Below are 19,303 nucleotides of genomic sequence, written 5' to 3'. Positions count from 1 at the left end.
GAGACGCTCTTTCAGAGCTTTAGGTACGTTTAGCCCTGAAAGGGCGTTTCCCCATAACGTTGGTCGAAAGGCCAACGCTCCTAAATTACCAACACTAATAGATTCCCATCAATCCCACACGTATCTTTCTTCATAATCCATTTTATATTTTTTCATATATCCACGGAATTCATTTTGAAAGTCCTGGTGTTGATGGTGTATTCTTTGATTTTCTATGTATTTGATCACAGAATTAATTGAAGTTGGATTGACAGAAAATGCACCGTATCCATTTTGCCAATAAAATCCTTTCAGTTCATCGTGTTGTTTTTTGTACCACCCGGATGAAACAGATTTTACCTTAGAAACTAATTCTGCCAGAGCAATATTTCTAGACAATTTACATAAAATGTGAACATGATCCAAATATCCACCGACTCTCATCGGTTGGCAACCATGATCATTACATAATGCTCCCAAATAACAAAATAAAATGTCTTCATATTCTTCCTGAATCCACGGTGTCCTGTATTTCGTACTAAATACAATGTGTACATAATTTTTTACAAGTGATTGTCCCATAATTTAAAATTTAAATAGTGATTAAAATTACCTCCAAACACCTGAAACATACAGCTCTGAAAGAGCGTTTCCCCTACAGCATTGGTCGAAAGGCCAATGATGAAATGGTTACCCCCCATCGTTGGTCGAAAGGCCAATGATGATTAATCATATCCACATGTTCATATTTTCAGGTGTTTGAACGGCGTTTGAATCCATAAATATAACCCCATTATTCCACATATCCAAATATGAGGGGGGATCCCCAATGGGTCATGACCCATTGTACGCCCGATGGGCGGGTCCTCCCATCACCCCCCGCACAATTTATAATTCACCATTTACCATTAATTATTACCTTTACACATTAAACATTTTTTATATGTCAAATAAGATCAAAGTTGCCATTTTATCCGGCGGAGATTCGGAAGAACGCGTAGTTTCAGAGAAAAGTGCCTCCGTCGTCCTAAAGTATTTGCCGGAAGATAAATATGATGCACGCATCATCGACATTTTGGGTGCAAAATGGACAGATCTGATCACTGGTGCGGCAATTGATAAAAATGACTTTAGCTTTAATCTGCACGATGAACCGTGGAAAGCGGACGTCGTATTTTGTGCTATTCACGGAGCACCCATGGAAAATGGCGTAATTCAGGGTTATTTCGATATTTTGGACATCCCTTATACATGTTGTGATGGCTTTGTATCGGCACTTACGATGAGTAAATACCTGACCAAACAAGTGTTGAAAGATCGTGGAGTACCCATGGCAAAAGAAGTGTTTTTAAACAAAAAAGAGTATGAAAAGGGTATTGACCTGACTAAAATAATTGAAAAATTACAATTGCCACTTTTCGTAAAACCAAATGCTCATGGCTCAAGCTTCGGTGTCCGAAAAGTAAAAAGACCGGAGGACCTTACATCGGCAATAGATTATGCCTTTCAATTTGATGACAATATCCTTTTGGAAGCATTCATGGATGGCCGTGAATTTGGCAATGGCGTCATGCGTGTCAAAGGTGAAATCGTCGTGCTGCCAGTCACAGAGATCATTCCCGAAAATGAATTTTTCGATTTTGAAGCTAAATATGAAGGGGCATCTCTGGAAGTTACTCCTGCCGAAATCAGCCCGGAACTAACAAAACAAGCACAACAACTCACTTCAAAAATATATACTGCCCTTGATTGTAAGGGTTTCATCCGCGTAGATTACATCCTCATCGGAGAGACCTTCCACCTCATTGAGGCCAATACAGTCCCCGGACTTTCCGAAGCCAGCATCATTCCACAACAAGCCGTAGCATACGGTTGGACGCTAGCTCAGTTTTTTGATTATGCCGTGGCGGAGGCTTTGGCGGAGAAGTTGAGGTAGTGCACCAGTTAAGAGTTCACCTGTATAATAGTTAGGTAGTGCAGCAATGGAGAGGGCATCAGTTTGCCATAACGGAAATGATGATCGAATTTTATGCATTTAGAAGTCAAGTTCTGTGTATTAGTACCAACTTACTTTCTATTCTCCTATTCGCGCCCTTTGCGTGCCCTATCTTTGCGGCTTTGCGAGAACCCCTAAATATCAAAATAGCATTCACTCAAAATCCAAATCGCATGCTCTCATCTTTCGTCCTTCATTTTTCATTCCAATAAGTCTTACCTTCGCCCTAATATTCTTACTAAACCAACATGAACTACCAAGATAGGCTTTACCAACAAAAAGAAAAAGCGTTATACCGCTCACTGAGCCTGTCAGACCCATCATTAGTCGACCTTCAGTCGAATGATTACCTTGGCTACGCCCGACTAATGGAAGTAGGAAAAATTGCTGCACACCTTACTATCAAAGGCGCTACCGGATCAAGACTCATCAGTGGAAATAATACACAACACGAGACAACAGAAAAGCTATTAAGCCAATATTTCAATGCCGAAGGAGCATTGCTATTCAGTTCAGGTTATCAGGCCAATATCGGTGTATTGTCCTGCATCGCGCATCGTGGAGACGTATTTATTTATGACGAATATATACACGCTTCTATGCACGACGGCATGCGTCTGAGTCATGCAGAGCGTCACTCTTTCCGACATAATGACCTGAATGACCTCGAAGAAAAATTGAAAAAACATTCCGGATCAGGGCGTATTATCGTCGCTGTAGAGTCTTTATATTCTATGACTGGTACTGTAATCGACATAGATGAGTTGTTAGTCTTGAATGCAAAGTATGATTTTACTTTGGTGCTCGATGAAGCGCATGCAGTGGGTGTCTCGGGCAGAGATTATAAAGGTGTGGGGTATGAGAAAGCACATGAATTCCAAAATCTCATCCGCATTATTACCTTTGGAAAGGCATTTGGATATGCAGGTGCAGCGGTGTTAGCAACAGAGTTAATACGGGAATATCTCATTAATTTTTCAAGACCATTCATTTATACCACTGCCATCCCCATAAATGATGCCGCCACCATCTCTCAACTCATTGACTATCATTCCAACAATCATAAACCAAATGAGGAATTAGACAAACTCATCAAATATTATTTATCGCAAGTTACATCTTTCAATAGCAATTTGACCATTACTTCTAATCAAGGCCCCGTGCAGTTTCTTACTATTGGAGATGCCCCAACCACCATTGGACTTGAAAAAAACCTTTTATTCAAAGGCCTCCAGGTCAAAGCCATCCGCCCACCAACTGTTCCTGCCGGTCATGCTGGACTCCGCATCAGCCTTCATGCCTACAACACTTCGGAAGAATTCGATATTTTGTTTAAAACATTAAATAATGTAAGCTGAAATGAGAAATATGAAACCATATGGATGTCCCACTTTGGAGGAGGCTCAGAGGGTGGATATTTCAATATCTGAATTTCAATTAATTAAGACTAGTAATTAAATGATACCAATGAAATTAAATCTGGGCATACAATCCCTCCACTTCGAAACCCCCCTTGGTAACACGCTCTCTGCCCTATATGAACATTATACATCAGGCATTCCTGCCTTTTCATTCGACCCGGTTCACCAACTGCTCACCTCTCCATTTCCTTATTCCAACGAAGAAATACACAAAGTATTAGGCTCTCCCCTCAGGGCGCTGTCATTCGCCGACCGCTCCACCTTGCTGACTTTATTGGCCTTGAAAAATATAGACAACGCTGCCCTTGCCGACGGATTAAGATCAATGATATCTATTGGTTCCTCACGCGGTGCATCGGGCCTCATGGAGCAAAGCGTGGAATACTTGCAGCAGAATGGAAAGGTACAGGCATATTCCTCACCCATGACTACACTGGGCAATATTGCATCCTTCGTGGCTCAGACTCTAGGATTAGAAGGATTTCAGGTAGAACACAGCATGACCTGTAGCACTTCTTCACAGTCCATCCTTAATGCAGCAGCATGGATCAATTCCGGGATGGCTGACCGTGTCATCGCAGGTGCAGTAGATACGCCATTGACACCGCACAATCTGGCACAGATGAAGGCTCTCAAAATATATTCAAAAGCTACAGAAAACACCAATTACCCTGTCAGAAGTCTCGACCTCGACAAGACTTCCAGTGGCCTCATTCTCGGAGAAGCCGCAATCACCGCCGTCCTTGAAAAAGTAAATGAACATAGTAAGATCCGCATCCTGAGTGCGGGTTTTGCGACAGAACCACAGAAACATCCTGTCGCCGTCGATTCAGAAGGTATTGGATTGCAAAACTCCATGCGTATGGCGTTGAAAAGCGCCGGTCTTGGCTCAGTCGACGTCATCATCTGCCATGCTACGGGCACGATGGAAGGTGACAAAGCAGAAGTTAGAGCCATCGACCATGTTTTCGACAAGCGCCCACTAATCACCTCCACCAAATGGCTGACCGGCCATACCTTTGGCGCTTCAGGCATGCATGGCATTTTGCTTGCTGCTTTGATGTTTGGCAAACAAGAATTCATTACAGCACCATTTCTATCGGATCCTCATATAATAAAAACACCAATTCGAAATATCATGATTAATACGTTGGGATTTGGTGGACAAGCGGTGAGTTTAGTGCTGGAGAAAATTTGAAGTTAGAAGGCAGAAATTATAATTGCCTAACTTCGTAACTTCCGTGGAAAAGAAATACTCATCAAAAGACAAAACCCTTTTCCTCCCCCTACCCCCTCAAACGCAGGGTCATCCAGTTCTCTAACCCTTTAATATGTAACTCGTTGATAAATTAAATACGTGGTGCTTAAATTAACACCCCTCTGCCAGAGCTAGGGTTTATACATAAGTATTCTTTCAATAAAAGGCTTAATTAGAAAATTAATATAATTGTTTGTTTGTTATTGATTTACTTATAAGCAAAATTAATTTTGCAGACACCCGAACGTAGGTTAACCTACGCTCAACACTTCATAGCGAATGATGTACAAAATTTAAAGTAAAAACTTAGATCGTGAGGCTCGGCGTAGGTTAACCTACGTCGCTGTGTCACCAAAGTTTACTTTGAACTTAACAAAAAAGATGTGTATAAGCCCTAGCATCAGAGGAGTGCAGGGGGAGGCCCCTTCATATTTCCAAAAATCCTCCTTATCTTTATATCCTCTACCTCCAAAACAAATGAGACAAATTATAACATATTCCTTCTTCCTCCTTCTCCTCTCCTGCGCCAAAGAAGACACCACATCCAAGCCTTATAACGTCAATGGGAGAGTCATCAACAATTCCGGCATCGGCATGGAAGGCGTCAGCATAGCTTATGGTGATGCCAAATCGGTCACAACAGATGCCCAGGGTTATTGGATGATCAATGATTTAATCGATGAAAATACATTTACACCAGCATTAAATAATTTTACATTTAACCCAACAAATATTAAAGTCTCGGCATCCATCAATGGCGTGCTTTTCATCGGAACTGAAAAACCAAGTACTGTTGAAACACAGATCTTTAACTGGTTCAATGCACAACAATTACCAAATGGATTACTGGAGAGTGTTGAAAATGGAAATATTGTCTCCTTGTACGACAATGCATTAGCAGCATTGGTATTCCTGACGAAAAATGATATTGCCAAAGCGGAAAAAATATTTGATTTTTTTAATTCCAGGATTGAATCGGAACTCAAAAAAGGAGTTGGCGGATTTTCACAATTAAGAGATCGAGCGGGTGTTCCGAATGGACACCGCTGGATGGGTGATAATGCATGGTTACTCATAGCGCTGAATAATTACAAACAGAAAACTACAAATACCAAATACGATGAACTTGCATCTGCACTAGGCACTTGGTTGCAAGCTCTCCAAGATACAGATGGTGGGCTCTTTTCAGGATATGATGCGAGCAACAATTTATTGAATTACAAAGTGACGGAGGGCAACATTGATGCCTTCAATGCCATCACCGGATACACCGACTTTCATCGTAACCTGTTGAACTACCTCAAACTAAATCGTTGGGACGCTATCGACAAAAACCTCGTCTCCTGGCCCGAAAACCCTAAATATCTATATGCCCTTGATGTACATGCTTGGTCTTATTGCATGTTTGAAGGTTACCCTGTTTCTGCCTTGATTACCGCACAACGATTTCTTACCGCAAAAACTGCCACTAATGGTGCGCAAATAACAGGTTATTGTTTTGATGAAGACATTGACACCGTTTGGCCGGAGGGTACAGGTCAGATGGCAGTCGCTTTTGGGATTGCAGGTATGTTCTCTGAAAAGGCTTATTATTTAACGGAAATAGAGAAGGTCCTTATTCAGAGTACTAATTATTCGAATGCATCAGGTTTCCCTTACGCCAGCAATCCCGGCACATCCTATGGTGCTGATATACTTTGGTCAGGAGCAGATACAAAAATTGCCATATCTGGTGGTGCTTGGTATTTATTTGCGATGAAGGGTTTTAATCCATTTGAGGTGGGGAGGGGGAAGAATATCCCTCAGGCTGATATGTTTTGGAAAAATTGATCGTTCCTTTTATCCAATTTGGGGAACATCGTGGTTACCGTATTCATGAAATTGTCCTAATATTTGCTCATGATCGTGGAAATTGAAAATGACGGAGCTGGCGGCAGCAGGCAAAAGCACGGTCGTGCTTTTCTCATCAATAAAAAAGACTAAATATTCGAATCGTATATTAATATAGCCTAAAGTACGAATGCATGAAGTATAAACCACAAAAAATTATTATATTTATGAAATGTACTTATTTCTATTTTGATAAGATACTCTAAAAATAAACATGGAAGAATTTAATAAAGCAAGAGAATATTTAATTGAGAAGGGTGTAGAGAGCCCGGTTGTGGGAATAGTCCTGGGATCAGGATTGAATAATTTGATGAAACATGTGGATGTAAAGTTAACAATACCTTATGCTGATATCCCAGGTTTTCCGATTTCAACAGTGGAATTTCACAAGGGCAACCTCGTCTTTGGCACTATCGGTGATAAAAACGTCCTCATTATGCATGGAAGGATGCATGCCTATGAAGGATATTCCTTGCAGGAAATTGTTTTTCCGATAAGAGTAATGAAGCTCTTAGGCATTCAAAAGCTTTTCTTATCAAATGCTGTAGGCGGCATTAATCTCAATTTTAAAAAAGGAGATTTGATTCTAATTGATGATCATATAAATTTGCTTTATGGTAATCCTTTGACAGGAAGAAATTTTGATGAGCTAGGCCCTCGATTTCCTGATATGAGTGAACCCTATGATGTAGCGCTGAAAAAATTATTTCTGGAAAAAGCAGTGGAGATTGGAATCGCATTAAAGAAAGGTATTTATGCCGCAGTTCATGGTCCGAACCTCGAAACAAAAGCCGAATATCGTCATCTCAAAATCATCGGCGCTGACATGGTGGGAATGTCTACCGTGCCCGAGGTGATTGCAGCTAATCATATGTCGCTGCCATGCATTGCTATTTCTGTAATTACAGATGAATGTGATCCTGAAAATCTAAAAGCGGTGAACATTGCAGAAATAATTGAGACCGCCGGAAAGGCTGATCTTAAGCTTTCAAAATTATTCGTAGAAGTAATAAAAACATTTTAGCAATAGATAGTTAGAGATTTTAACTACTGAGGTTTTTATATTATTTAGGAGTAATATATTATTCGCTAATACGATTGTTTGATTCCAGTATTGGCAGTTAATTATTAAGCATTCACAATTTATGTTTTGGGAAAAGAAATAGAAAGAAAATACCTTGTAAATCATACCAATTGGGACAAAACAGACAAGCCGCCAGGACAAGTCTATCGTCAAGGATATCTGGCAATAGAATCAAATAAAACAATCCGGGTGCGACAAACACCGGATAAGGGATATTTGACCATAAAGGGAATTTCTGCAGGTGCAACCCGTCAAGAATACGAATACGAAATTCCATTAGATGACGCGAGAGAATTGTTAGATAATTTTTCAATTTCTGAACTCTCAAAAATTAGATACATAATTAATTTTGACAATAAAATTTGGGAAGTTGACGAGTTTTTAGGGCAAAATTCCGGACTAATTTTAGCAGAAATCGAATTGAAGAGCGAAGAAGAAATGTATGATATTCCTGATTGGCAGGGTATGGAAGTTACGAATGATCAAAGGTATTACAATGCTAATTTGACAATAAATCCTTATAAGGATTGGAAAGAGAATAGTTAATTTCACCCATTATTTCCGATATTTAATGTTTCTATACTAATTGGAAGTAGAAATGTCTACTTGGAGATTATTTTCATCCCAATGTTTAATGTTTGGTGTTTGTCAAAAAGTTACTATAATTTATTTTCAAAACTAAGCTTTTTCGAAATGGTCAAACCGATTTCCTTTGAGTATATATATCACTCAGTCTGAATTAGGCGGTTAGAATTAGCGCCATAATTTATAAAGATCTCTATCTTTGAAACTCTCTTAAACTTCAAATTATAGCAAAACTGTTTTCATTGTAATTACTTTAGATCTTTTAGAACGCTCATATAATTTATAAAATTAACTACATGAAATTTTTATTTTTATTTCTAATAATAAGTTTAAATCTTCCTGCACAAGAAATAGTCGGGAAATGGGAAGTAATTGGATATGAGGATGACCTTGTTTATTATAATAAAACAAAAGATTCAATTAATTTTAAAAATCCAACTTCAGAAGAGCAAATGGCTTCATTTAAAAGTATAGCGGAGATCTTGATCTTTTCGGTTTTATATGAGTTTAATGATCAGGGAATTTTCATAATGAAGACTACCATGAGTGGCGAAATAAAATCCGATTATGTTATTGATAAAACTAAAAATACAATAAATTTTGTTGACGAAAATGGTAACGATGATAGTTGGAAATATAAATTTGTTCATGATAATCTTTTAATAAATATTATTTCCGAGGAAGGTTTTATGGAGCTGGAACTTCGAAGAAAATAGAAAAAAACTGCATATAAAATTGGGTATAAAAAAAGCAGCACTTTCGCACTGCTTTTTATATCCAAACCATTCGTGTGCCCTACGAAAAAGTATTATTTATTCAATAAAGATCTTGTTGACAAGCTCTTCACCAGAGTTGTTTTTTACAAGTAAGATATACATCCCTTTCGGTATATTAATGGTATTAAATTCCATGTTATTCTGGCCTTCATTAATTTGGGTCGTGTAATTAGATTGCAACTTGCCCATCATGTCAAACAATTCAATAGTGACCATCTGATTTGATGAAGATGTTAGCCTAAAGGAAATAGGACGATCCGAAGTATTAACTGTTACTAAATTCTCCATACTTAGATTTACACCTTTGTTGTTTAAGAAAATGACTTGACTATATGCAAATGCAGCTGATACGTCTTCCATTCTCAATCTATAATACCATTCATTTGATCCGTTCAAATCATCATCTTTAAATGTATAATTACCTCCCAAAGAATTATTAAGAGGAGTAACATAGCCTATTGGAGTAAAGTCTTTACCGTCACGACTTCGTTCTAATCTAAAGTGCTTCATATTAGACTCTTTTTTACTTGTCCATTTCAGAATATTGAAACTCTTATGCTGCTCTCCGTTAAAACTAATCAACTCTAAAGGAAGAGGAACTGCTGCCTTGAAAATCACTGAGAAGTCCTCTACCTGGCCATCACTTGGATTATAGCAAGGTCCACTAATCCCGGAGATGTTAGAGATAATTCTCATCCTGAGCAGCTTATTATTTACAGGACTAGGGGGTGTTGTAAATGTAAATGTGTAAAATCCGCAATACCCTCCACCCGGACTCAGGGCTGTTTCTGTGAGAACATCAAACACCCCATTATTATTGTAATCAATATACATTCTGACGCTTTCAAAAATTGGCCCGGCAGAGCAATTTCCCAAACCTATACCTATGTCATAAGAAGTATTTGTCTGTAATGAAACAATATTGGTACAAGATCTGTCTACATATCTGCTGCCATCCTGAGCTGCAGTTCCCGAAGCACTGTACATATCAGCAAGTGAAACCCCTTGTATACCGACACTTCCTGGCGTTCCTGTAGGCAAAGGACAAGATCCTGTGGCAAGTGGCGGAGGTGCGGAGACAATTATAGCATTTGGTACAGAATAAGTGCTGGTGCCATTGGCGACAATTGTTGCGGAAAATGTACCTGTCGAACTGTAGGTGACATTAGGTTTCTGCGCAGTACTCGTGGATGGTGACCCGCTCGTAAAAGTCCATGTCCGTGCATTGCTATTAGTTGACTTGTCTTCGAACTGGACAGTACCATTATTGCACAGCGCTGTAGGATTGGCTATAAAGGAAGCGCTGATTGGTCCAGTGCAATTAGCAAGACATGCTCTGGTGAGCAGGTGTGCGTTGATGTTTGTCACTGAAAGTGCTGACCACTTATTTGATCCATTCACAGAGGGAGCCATAATGAATGGGGCTCCTATCGTATCATGACCTGCACCAAAATTATGCCCAACTTCATGCGCCATCAAAGATCGTAAGCCCGCCGCATCAGGTGTAAAGTCTTGTAAGACGCTAAACCTATTGCCCGTACACATAGCTGCAACTCCTGCCAAACCAATGGTGCTTCCATCAAAATCTCTATTTGTCCAGAATGTACCCAAATCATGCACTACACCAAAACCACCGGCTAAACTCCAAGTGGCAAAAGCATCATACACCGTGTTGATAGCTGTTGATATAGTATTCGGTGATAGTGGGTCATTATTAAAAGTAGTACTGACATATTGTGTTACGATTTGAAAAGTGATATTATCTGAAAACTCATGTAGGTAATTGAATGCTACATTATTCATCACGGCAATATTGTGATTCTGCACAGCGGTGATTGAGCTACTATATTTATCGAACATACTGGCATCGCTGGCTATAGCGATTTCGACCACACTACATAGATTTACAAAACGTTCTTCTATTCCATCAACTTCCGGTGCTGCATTGATTAGGTCATCTGAAGCACATGTCTTAGTTGCATCGTGAATAACATCCTTGGAATTGTAAAATATAAGATCTTCTGATGTAGCATTTCTGTCAAATGCAGTCGCCTGTTCAATAAAATATTCTTCTCCTCCTAATTTTATCATGGCGACAAAATAATCATGATCTATAGTAATAGTAATATGGCCACTACTGCCTTTCAGCACACCATCATATGTTCTTACCGAAAGGTCTTTTAAAATCTTCGTTTTATCATTTGAGGCGACAGTCACGAAATAGTCTTTTGAAATCAAGGAATTTTCATATAACATAAATTCCATTTGACGCCCCTCTACGCTGATCTTAAGCATTGGGTCATCTTGAATTAGTGCTCCATAAATAGAAGAAATATCGGCAACTGTCGTGTTCGATGCGCGAAATTTTTCTGTAATACCTTGCCGCACTGAGGGATTAGTAGGACTAAAAACCAGTGAGTTTTGGGCCTGAAAGGCCGTTAAATTTAAAAAAAAGAGGGTCGCTATAAGTAGAGAATTACTTTGCATGAGGAGTTAGTTTATAAAGTAAATAAATGCAAAGAGTGATGCCGGCTAATATAAAATGGCTCTATTGGTTAATATGTAAAGAATTAAGTATTAATCCAATGCAAACAAATAGAATGCAAAAATAGAATAAAATGTTCATAAATGATCGGTTTTTGTTAATTTTTTAGTCTCTTTAACTTATCTGATCAACGCATAAAATAATTTTTCCAGTTAAAAAAGCATATTAAATATGGTTTAAGCTTAATTGAAAAAATACTTTTTTGTATTGAATTGGCGTAAATGTAGTTTGAATTGTCTTATTTAAAAGTGGCCATACAACACACTAAATGCATTTTGAATAAACATTAAGTATCGCTTAAAATATTAAGTTTGCAGGATGACTACAGTAAAATTTGCATCATTTTAAATACCCGTATTAATCAATAGAAAATAACTTCACCCCTCTTTTACCATATCATACCTTTTTATAAAATATTTCAGACCAATTACTTATAATTCAAAAAAAGGCCACTCCTTTTTTATCAGAAGTGGCCACAGTATTACCAAAAAAATAATGACTATATCTTTATAAACTTCTTAATTCCTACACCATCTTTATTTTTAATTTTAACTACGTAGGAGCCGCTGCTTAACTTAGATAAATTGATCTCTTTCTCAAGTGATTCAGATGATCCTGTCCAAACTACAATTCCATTCATATTCGTGATCTCAATTTGATCAATATTTGTGGCTCTATTGGACATTTGTATTTTCATAGAGCTTATTACCGGATTGGGGTAAACTTCAAATGGATGTACATTCAATTCTTTTGCACTTAAGGTAGGTAGCAATACAGCATCGATGACGTGCACCACACCATTGTCTGCTTCGATATCAGCTACGGTAACCTTGGCATTGTTTATAAATACACCATTTCCATTAATTGTAACAGTAACGTCTTTTCCATTAAGCGTTGTGATGACCTGACCATCAGACAAATCTGTTGATAGTGCCTTCGCACCTACTACATGGTAAGTCAAAATAGCCGTCAATGTTGGAATATCATTCAGCAAGGCAGCCACAGTTCCCGGAGGAAGTGCATCAAAAGCTGCATCTGTTGGAGCAAAAACTGTAAACGGTCCATCTCCTGATAAAGGACCAGCCAATCCTGCCGCGATCACCGCAGCCTCAAGCGTGTTATGGTCCGGTGAATTCACGATGATGTCTACCACTGTGTTGGAGGGCGGTAGCAATACAGCATCGATGACGTGCACCACACCATTGTCCGCTTCAATATCAGCTACGGTAACCTTGGCATTATTTATAAATACACCATTTCCATTAATTGTAACTGTAACGTCTTTTCCATTTAGCGTTGTGATCACCTGGCCATCAGACAAATCTGTTGATAGCGCCTTCGCACCAACTACATGATATGTCAATATAGCCGTCAATGTTGGAATATCATTCAGCAAGGCAGCGACAGTTCCCGGAGGAAGCGCATCGAATGCTGCATCTGTTGGAGCAAATACTGTAAATGGTCCATCTCCTGATAAAGCATCTGCCAGGCCTGCCGCGATCACCGCAGCCTCTAGCGTATTATGGTCCGGTGAATTCACGATGATATCTACCACTGTGTTGGAGGGCGGTAGTAATACAGCATCGATGACGTGCACCACACCATTGTCCGCTTCAATATCAGCTACGGTAACCTTGGCATTATTTATAAATACACCATTTCCATTAATTGTAACAGTAACGTCTTTTCCATTTAGCGTTGTGATCACCTGGCCATCAGACAAATCTGTTGATAACGCCTTCGCACCAACCACATGATATGTCAAAATAGCTGTCAATGTTGGAATATCATTCAGCAAGGCTGCTACTGTTCCCGGAGGAAGTGCATCAAATGCAGCGTCAGTAGGAGCAAATACTGTAAATGGTCCATCTCCCGATAAAGGACCTGCCAAACCTGCCGCGATCACCGCAGCCTCTAGCGTATTATGGTCAGGTGAATTCACGATGATGTCCACTACTGTGTTGGAGGGCGGTAGCAATACAGCATCAATTACATGCACCACACCATTGTCCGCTTCTATATCAGCTACGGTAACCTTGGCATTATTTATAAATACACCATCGCCATTGATAGTAACTTTTACATCTTTTCCATTAAGCGTTGTGATAACCTGACCGTCAGACAAATCTGTTGATAACGCCTTAGCACCCACTACATGATATGTCAATATAGCCGTCAATGTTGGAATATCATTCAGCAAAGCAGCTACTGTTCCCGGAGGAAGCGCATCAAATGCTGCATCTGTTGGAGCAAATACGGTAAATGGTCCATCTCCCGATAAAGCATCAGCCAAACCTGCCGCGATCACCGCAGCCTCAAGCGTATTATGGTCAGGTGAATTCACGATGATGTCCACTACTGTGTTGGAGGGCGGTAGTAATACAGCATCGATTACATGCACCACACCATTGTCCGCTTCGATATCAGCTACGGTAACCTTGGCATTATTTATAAATACACCATCGCCATTGATAGTAACTTTTACATCTTTTCCATTAAGCGTTGTGATGACCTGACCATCAGACAAATCTGTTGATAGTGCCTTCGCACCAACTACATGATATGTCAATATAGCCGTCAATGTTGGAATATCATTCAGTAAAGCTGCTATTGTTCCAGGAGGAAGTGCATCAAATGCTGCATCTGTTGGCGCAAAAACTGTAAACGGTCCATCTCCTGATAAAGGACCAGCCAATCCTGCCGCGATCACCGCAGCCTCTAGCGTATTATGGTCCGGTGAATTCACGATGATGTCTACCACTGTGTTGGAGGGCGGTAGCAATACAGCATCGATGACGTGCACCACACCATTGTCCGCTTCAATATCAGCTACGGTAACCTTGGCATTGTTTATAAATACACCATTTCCATTAATTGTAACAGTAACGTCTTTTCCATTTAGCGTTGTGATGACCTGACCATCAGACAAATCTGTTGATAGTGCCTTCGCACCCACTACATGATATGTCAATATAGCTGTCAATGTTGGTATATCATTCAGCAAAGCTGCTACTGTTCCCGCAGGAAGTGCATCAAATGCTGCATCTGTTGGCGCAAAAACTGTAAACGGTCCATCTCCTGATAAAGCATCTGCCAGGCCTGCCGCGATCACCGCAGCCTCGAGTGTATTATGATCAGGCGAGTTCACGATAATGTCTACTACGGTTTGTGATTGTAGTAAACTTAGGGAACTCATAAATAACATGATAAATAGTAATTTCAATCTCATGATTAATTTTTTTGTGATTAATTAATTATTTGCAATACTTTAGTTCGTATAATTGTAAAAGTGAGATTAAACTTTAAAGGGTTGCCTGGGGACCCCAAAAAAATGTAATTAATTTTTCATTAAAAAATATTGAGAGTACCAGGCAACCTTTTTACAATAAGCTGCACTATGTAAGTGGAGGGTGAAATGGATAGTTATAAAATAAAGCAATGTATACACAATGACCGTGTAGCTCAAAAAGAGTTATATGATTTGTACAAGACAAATATGTTTGTCTTGTGTATGAGGTATTTCTCTGAGCAGGAAGAGGCAAAAGATGCACTTCAGGATGGTTTTATAAAAGTTTTCAGAGATCTTTATCAATTCGATGCTTCAAAAGGAGCCTTAGGAAGTTGGATCAGAAGAGTAATGGTAAATACCTGTTTGGAGAAATTAAGAAAAAATAAAGTTAATTTCCAGCCGATTGATGACATAAAGAATATGGTTGGATATGAATCAAGTATTTTGTCAGACTTAATGATCAAAGATCTTACTAAATTGATACAATTATTGCCAATAGGCTACAGAACGGTATTTAATTTATATGTGGTGGAAGGATATACTCACAATGAAATATCAGAACAATTAAAAATCAGTGAAAATACCTCAAAAACACAATTGATGAAAGCAAAGAATATGTTGCGCAATAAAATAGAGGCAGCCTTTAAATGAATTTGATGGAAGATAATGATAATTTAGAAAAATATTTCCGTGACAAATTCAATCAGGATATAAAACCTGATGATTGGAATATACCGGATGACGATGTGTGGCAACACATAGACGCAAATATACCTAAAAAAGAACGTAGGAGAATTTGGGCATTTTTGCCATTTATACTAGCAGGTTTAGCAATTTTGTCCGCTGTTGCTTTGGGTTTGGATAATTACAATAAAAATAATAGAATTAATGAATTACAACGTGAATTAGAAAGGTGTGGAAACAATGACAATGAAGTAGACAAATCTATTGGAAGTTTAACGCCTTCGCCAAAAGAACAAAATTTAGATAATAGAAAAGAACAACAGAATCAAGTTTTAATTGAAAATAACGTTTCACCTCAAAATGAAAAGCCAAATAATAGTAAATTAAATTCTAAAGTAAATTTTAATAATAATCCTAATAATAAATTAGAATCTAACCGTTTTTCTGAAAGATCTGCATCCGGTATAATGGTGTCAACAGAAAGGCAGGAACGGATAGAAAACGAGTTCGCAGTTGTGAATTCGTCTGACAAGATTCAGCAAAATGCTGCAATTAATACCAAGTCAAACACCCAAAACAGCATAAATCCCTTACCCAAAGATGTTGTAAATACGGCATCCTCTAGAGATCCTTCTTCATCTGAAAGAACTCCTCTAAATTCGGAAAACATCAATATAAACCCTGGCGAAAGAGCAAATCAATTGCCAGTTTTACCTAGTTTAAATTCATATGTAATTTCTAGTATTGATCCGGCTAATAATTTAATTACTCCGGAAAATGTCTTGATTGTGGGTCAACAAGAAAGTAAAGATATTTTCAAAAAAGAAGCAAGCACAAGAAATAAGGTTTGGATAGGTCCAGTGGTGGGTTATAATGTATGGAATGATCGAATTAGTGGAGAATATATTGACCCATTGACAGAATTATTAATTAATGAAAAAACATCAAATTCATTAAGTTTTGGATTGACTTTTGGCAAACAAATCAGCCCAAAAATCGTGTTAAATGCATCAGTTAATTATTATTCAAGAAAGCGCAACTCAACATATGACATCAATCTTCCCTACTCTACGGTCGATGAGATAAGTGCCGGTGATGATTTTGAAAATCATTTTCAGCATAGTTTGCCAACCTCCCTTGGAAATATAAGTACGGAATTAATATTGGCAAGAAGCAAAAACAGCTCAGTCCAAAATAATGAAAATGTAAATCTTGATCTATCCCTCGAGAATATCATGAAGGTGATATCCATTCCATTAACTGCACAATTTTTTGTTAAGGAAGCGGGCAATGGACTATATTTTCAAACAGGTATTCTCAATGAGTTTATCCTAAAAAATGAAATTGCGGATATATCTACTCTTAGTCATCACTCTTTTGTACATGATAAATCTATCTCTATTAGCTATCAACCAAACCAGGTAAATAAATTCAATATGCGCTTACTTGCAGGGTTAGGTTACCAACAAGAGTTAACCCGTAGTATTTCTCTCGCTCTTTTTGCAAACTATGGCTATGCCTTGACTAACACTTTCAAAAGGAATACCTATCAACACAAAATAGATCAAATTGGAATGGGTATTGGACTTTATAAAACTTTGTAGATCCTCTTTTACTTTCATGCATTGCGCCTCAAGCCTCGATCAATCCGGCACGTTAAAAATAAACCCCACGCTAAAAATATTCTCCACGCTTAATTCCGGATCTTCCTTCAAATACTTCCTGATCTTAGTGATGAAGACATCAAGGCTACGACCATAGAAATAATCATTCTTGCCCCAGAGCGCGATGAGCATATCTTCCCGCTTAATTACCTTGTTTCTATTGACAGAAAGATAGCGAAGGATCTCACTTTCCTTAACGGTAATCCGACGCATGACACCATTCAAACTCAAGGATTGATTATAAAAATCAAATTCATATATACCGATAGTGTTCGGTCCATTCCTGTCCTCATTGTTAAATTCCGGTATCCGACGCATGACCGCACGGATCTTCCAAAGTAACTCTTCTTCGTCGAAAGGCTTTGTAATGTAATCATCTGCTCCAAGATCATATCCTTTTAGTTTGTCCTCCTTCTGTGAACGGGCAGTGATAAAGATGATCGGAATTTTCTTGTCAACAAGTCGGATCATATTAGCAAGGGAATAACCATCCATCTTAGGCATCATCACATCCAGCAGACAAAGATCAAATGGACTTCCATGAAAAGCCTTTAATGCCATTTCGCCATCCTTGCATAGTTTGACATCAAATCCTTCTGCATCGAGGTAATCGACCAAGAGAAAACCAAGATTTAAATCGTCCTCGGCGAGTAATATTTTGAACCTTTCCTTAGACATAGGGCAAGGTAATTGTGAAAGTCGTGCCTTCTCCTTTTTTACTTTGTAACTCAATATTGCCATCATGCATTTGGATGATCTTTTGCACATAAGCAAGGCCAAGGCCGAAACCTTTTACATCATGAATATCACCGGTCGGAACGCGGAAAAACTTTTCAAATACCTTTTTCTGATATTCTTTATCGATACCAATGCCCTTATCAGAAACAATTACCACTAAGTTTGTCCCCGCATTGTAGGTACGAACCGACAATTCAAGTTTATTCCCTGAGTATTTAATAGCATTGTCCACGAGATTACACAGTGAATTAGTCAAATGATTTTTATCTCCCATGATCTCAAAATGTTCAGCATCAAGCTGAATATTTACATTGCCATCATTGTGCTCGATCTGAAGACCCATACATTTTAATGAATGGCTGATCAACTCATGAAGATCGAGTTCTTTCTTTTGAAGTGGAATCTCACCACGTTCCAGAGCAGTCATGCTTAATACCTGTTCCACTTGAAGCCTAAGTTTATCATTTTCTTCCAGGATTATTCCGGAATAATGTTTAATTTTTTCCTCTCGTGCGACATTATTCTCCCGCAACATCATTCTTCCAGCGAGGGCGATATTGGTCAGGGGTGTTTTGAATTCATGGGTCATATTGTTCAAAAAATCCGTGGTATGCTCCGAAATTTTTTTCTCTTTAAGCAAGGACATAATGGTGCGCCAGGACATCACCAATACCAATAAAATTAATAAGACAGAAGTAATAAAAGGCACACCCATTTCGGCGCGGATAAATTGAGCTTTGTCAGGAAGGACGAGTTTCAGTTCCATTTTGTCCCCTCCACCTTCTGCAGGAAGACAAGTTTGATAGCACCCTGCTTCCTCTTCATTGGTGTTTTTGATCGTTCCAATTTTTAAATCTTCTACAGGTTTTTCACTTTTACTACTAACATTGGGAATTTGAAGACTATTTGCAGCGGATAACGTTTTTAATTCAAAATAATAATCAATATGGAAATTATATATTTTTAAGAAATGATTAAATAATGAATCAATTTTTTTTGTTTCATTTTCACTTCCCATCAGAGAAAAATTCTTAATCGTGGCGGTATCATTACTTAGCGCTAGTGCTGTTCTATCGAGCACCATATTGGCCTTTTCATTAAATAATTGTTCCTTGATTTGAGCTGTATTTAGCAGATAATTGACTTGAATAGCAAGCACAAGCAGCAACGCTATTGACGACAGGGTGACGAAGATATATGTACGATCTATTTTCATTAAGGAATCAAAATTACGCAATTATATATGAGCGGACTTTTTTTTAACAAGTGACTAACAGGATAATAACTGCTGGGTAACAGCATAGCCTGCCGGGCTCACATATCTTTGTCAAATCAAAAGAAGCTCTGAATATTAATTCATATTCTGTACCAAATTTGATCCAAATAATTTTTTC

14 protein-coding genes are annotated in these 19,303 nt (G+C 38.5%); 9 read left to right on the top strand and 5 right to left on the bottom strand.

Annotated elements, in window-relative coordinates; all coding sequences use genetic code 11:
• Window positions 1-108: 108 nt before the first annotated feature.
• Complete coding sequence (gene tnpA / locus IPI15_RS06630; protein ID WP_287419629.1) at window positions 109-561, bottom strand: IS200/IS605 family transposase; 453 nt, start codon at window positions 559-561, stop codon at window positions 109-111.
• 361 nt (window positions 562-922) lie between these two features.
• Between tnpA and IPI15_RS06625 the strand changes: the two genes are divergently transcribed.
• The 7 genes from IPI15_RS06625 (at window position 923) to IPI15_RS06595 (ending at window position 8,929) form a co-directional block, all read left to right on the top strand.
• Entirely contained in the window at window positions 923-1,915 is a 993-nt protein-coding gene (locus IPI15_RS06625) for a D-alanine--D-alanine ligase (protein WP_287419627.1), read from the top strand.
• Between the two features lie 308 nt (window positions 1,916-2,223).
• Complete coding sequence (locus IPI15_RS06620; protein ID WP_287419625.1) at window positions 2,224-3,333, top strand: aminotransferase class I/II-fold pyridoxal phosphate-dependent enzyme; 1,110 nt, start codon at window positions 2,224-2,226, stop codon at window positions 3,331-3,333.
• Between the two features lie 343 nt (window positions 3,334-3,676).
• Complete coding sequence (locus tag IPI15_RS06615) at window positions 3,677-4,594, top strand: beta-ketoacyl synthase N-terminal-like domain-containing protein (protein WP_287404494.1); 918 nt, start codon at window positions 3,677-3,679, stop codon at window positions 4,592-4,594.
• Window positions 4,595-5,131: 537 nt separating this feature from the next.
• A complete protein-coding gene (locus IPI15_RS06610; RefSeq protein ID WP_287404496.1) occupies window positions 5,132-6,484 on the top strand; it encodes a carboxypeptidase-like regulatory domain-containing protein in 1,353 nt (450 codons plus the stop codon).
• Window positions 6,485-6,758: 274 nt separating this feature from the next.
• Window positions 6,759-7,568 carry a purine-nucleoside phosphorylase gene (locus IPI15_RS06605; RefSeq protein ID WP_287404498.1) on the top strand — a complete coding sequence of 270 codons (810 nt, stop codon included), beginning with the start codon at window positions 6,759-6,761 and terminating at the stop codon, window positions 7,566-7,568.
• A gap of 126 nt (window positions 7,569-7,694) precedes the next feature.
• On the top strand, window positions 7,695-8,174 hold the full coding sequence (locus tag IPI15_RS06600) for a CYTH domain-containing protein (protein WP_287419623.1): 480 nt from the start codon (window positions 7,695-7,697) through the stop codon (window positions 8,172-8,174).
• Between the two features lie 335 nt (window positions 8,175-8,509).
• The gene (locus IPI15_RS06595) at window positions 8,510-8,929 is read left to right on the top strand and encodes a hypothetical protein (RefSeq protein ID WP_287404503.1); all 420 of its coding nucleotides are present in this window, start codon (window positions 8,510-8,512) and stop codon (window positions 8,927-8,929) included.
• 96 nt (window positions 8,930-9,025) lie between these two features.
• Here IPI15_RS06595 and IPI15_RS06590 read toward each other — a convergent pair whose 3' ends face one another.
• Together IPI15_RS06590 and IPI15_RS06585 are read right to left on the bottom strand one after the other, a co-directional pair.
• Window positions 9,026-11,377, bottom strand: coding sequence for a M12 family metallo-peptidase (locus IPI15_RS06590; RefSeq protein ID WP_287404504.1), 2,352 nt, complete (start codon window positions 11,375-11,377; stop codon window positions 9,026-9,028).
• A gap of 656 nt (window positions 11,378-12,033) precedes the next feature.
• A complete protein-coding gene (locus IPI15_RS06585) occupies window positions 12,034-14,763 on the bottom strand; it encodes a fasciclin domain-containing protein (RefSeq protein ID WP_287404506.1) in 2,730 nt (909 codons plus the stop codon).
• Between the two features lie 186 nt (window positions 14,764-14,949).
• On the opposite strand from IPI15_RS06585, the gene IPI15_RS06580 reads away from it, so the two are divergent.
• Both IPI15_RS06580 and IPI15_RS06575 read left to right on the top strand, forming a co-directional pair.
• A complete protein-coding gene (locus IPI15_RS06580) occupies window positions 14,950-15,474 on the top strand; it encodes an RNA polymerase sigma factor (protein ID WP_287404508.1) in 525 nt (174 codons plus the stop codon).
• Between the two features lie 5 nt (window positions 15,475-15,479).
• Window positions 15,480-17,111 carry a porin family protein gene (locus IPI15_RS06575; protein WP_287404509.1) on the top strand — a complete coding sequence of 544 codons (1,632 nt, stop codon included), beginning with the start codon at window positions 15,480-15,482 and terminating at the stop codon, window positions 17,109-17,111.
• A gap of 39 nt (window positions 17,112-17,150) precedes the next feature.
• Here IPI15_RS06575 and IPI15_RS06570 read toward each other — a convergent pair whose 3' ends face one another.
• Both IPI15_RS06570 and IPI15_RS06565 read right to left on the bottom strand, forming a co-directional pair.
• Window positions 17,151-17,849, bottom strand: a complete 699-nt coding sequence (locus IPI15_RS06570; protein ID WP_287404511.1) for a response regulator transcription factor — start codon at window positions 17,847-17,849, stop codon at window positions 17,151-17,153.
• Complete coding sequence (locus IPI15_RS06565) at window positions 17,842-19,125, bottom strand: sensor histidine kinase (protein WP_287404513.1); 1,284 nt, start codon at window positions 19,123-19,125, stop codon at window positions 17,842-17,844. Before IPI15_RS06565 ends, IPI15_RS06570 begins: the two co-directional genes overlap by 8 nt.
• Window positions 19,126-19,303: the final 178 nt, after the last annotated feature.

Origin of the sequence: Candidatus Brachybacter algidus (assembly GCF_016707225.1) — a bacterium.
GTDB lineage: Bacteria > Bacteroidota > Bacteroidia > Chitinophagales > Saprospiraceae > Parvibacillus > Parvibacillus algidus.
Note: the sequence above shows the minus strand (reverse complement) of the source record. Positions and strands in the feature narration are given on the sequence as shown.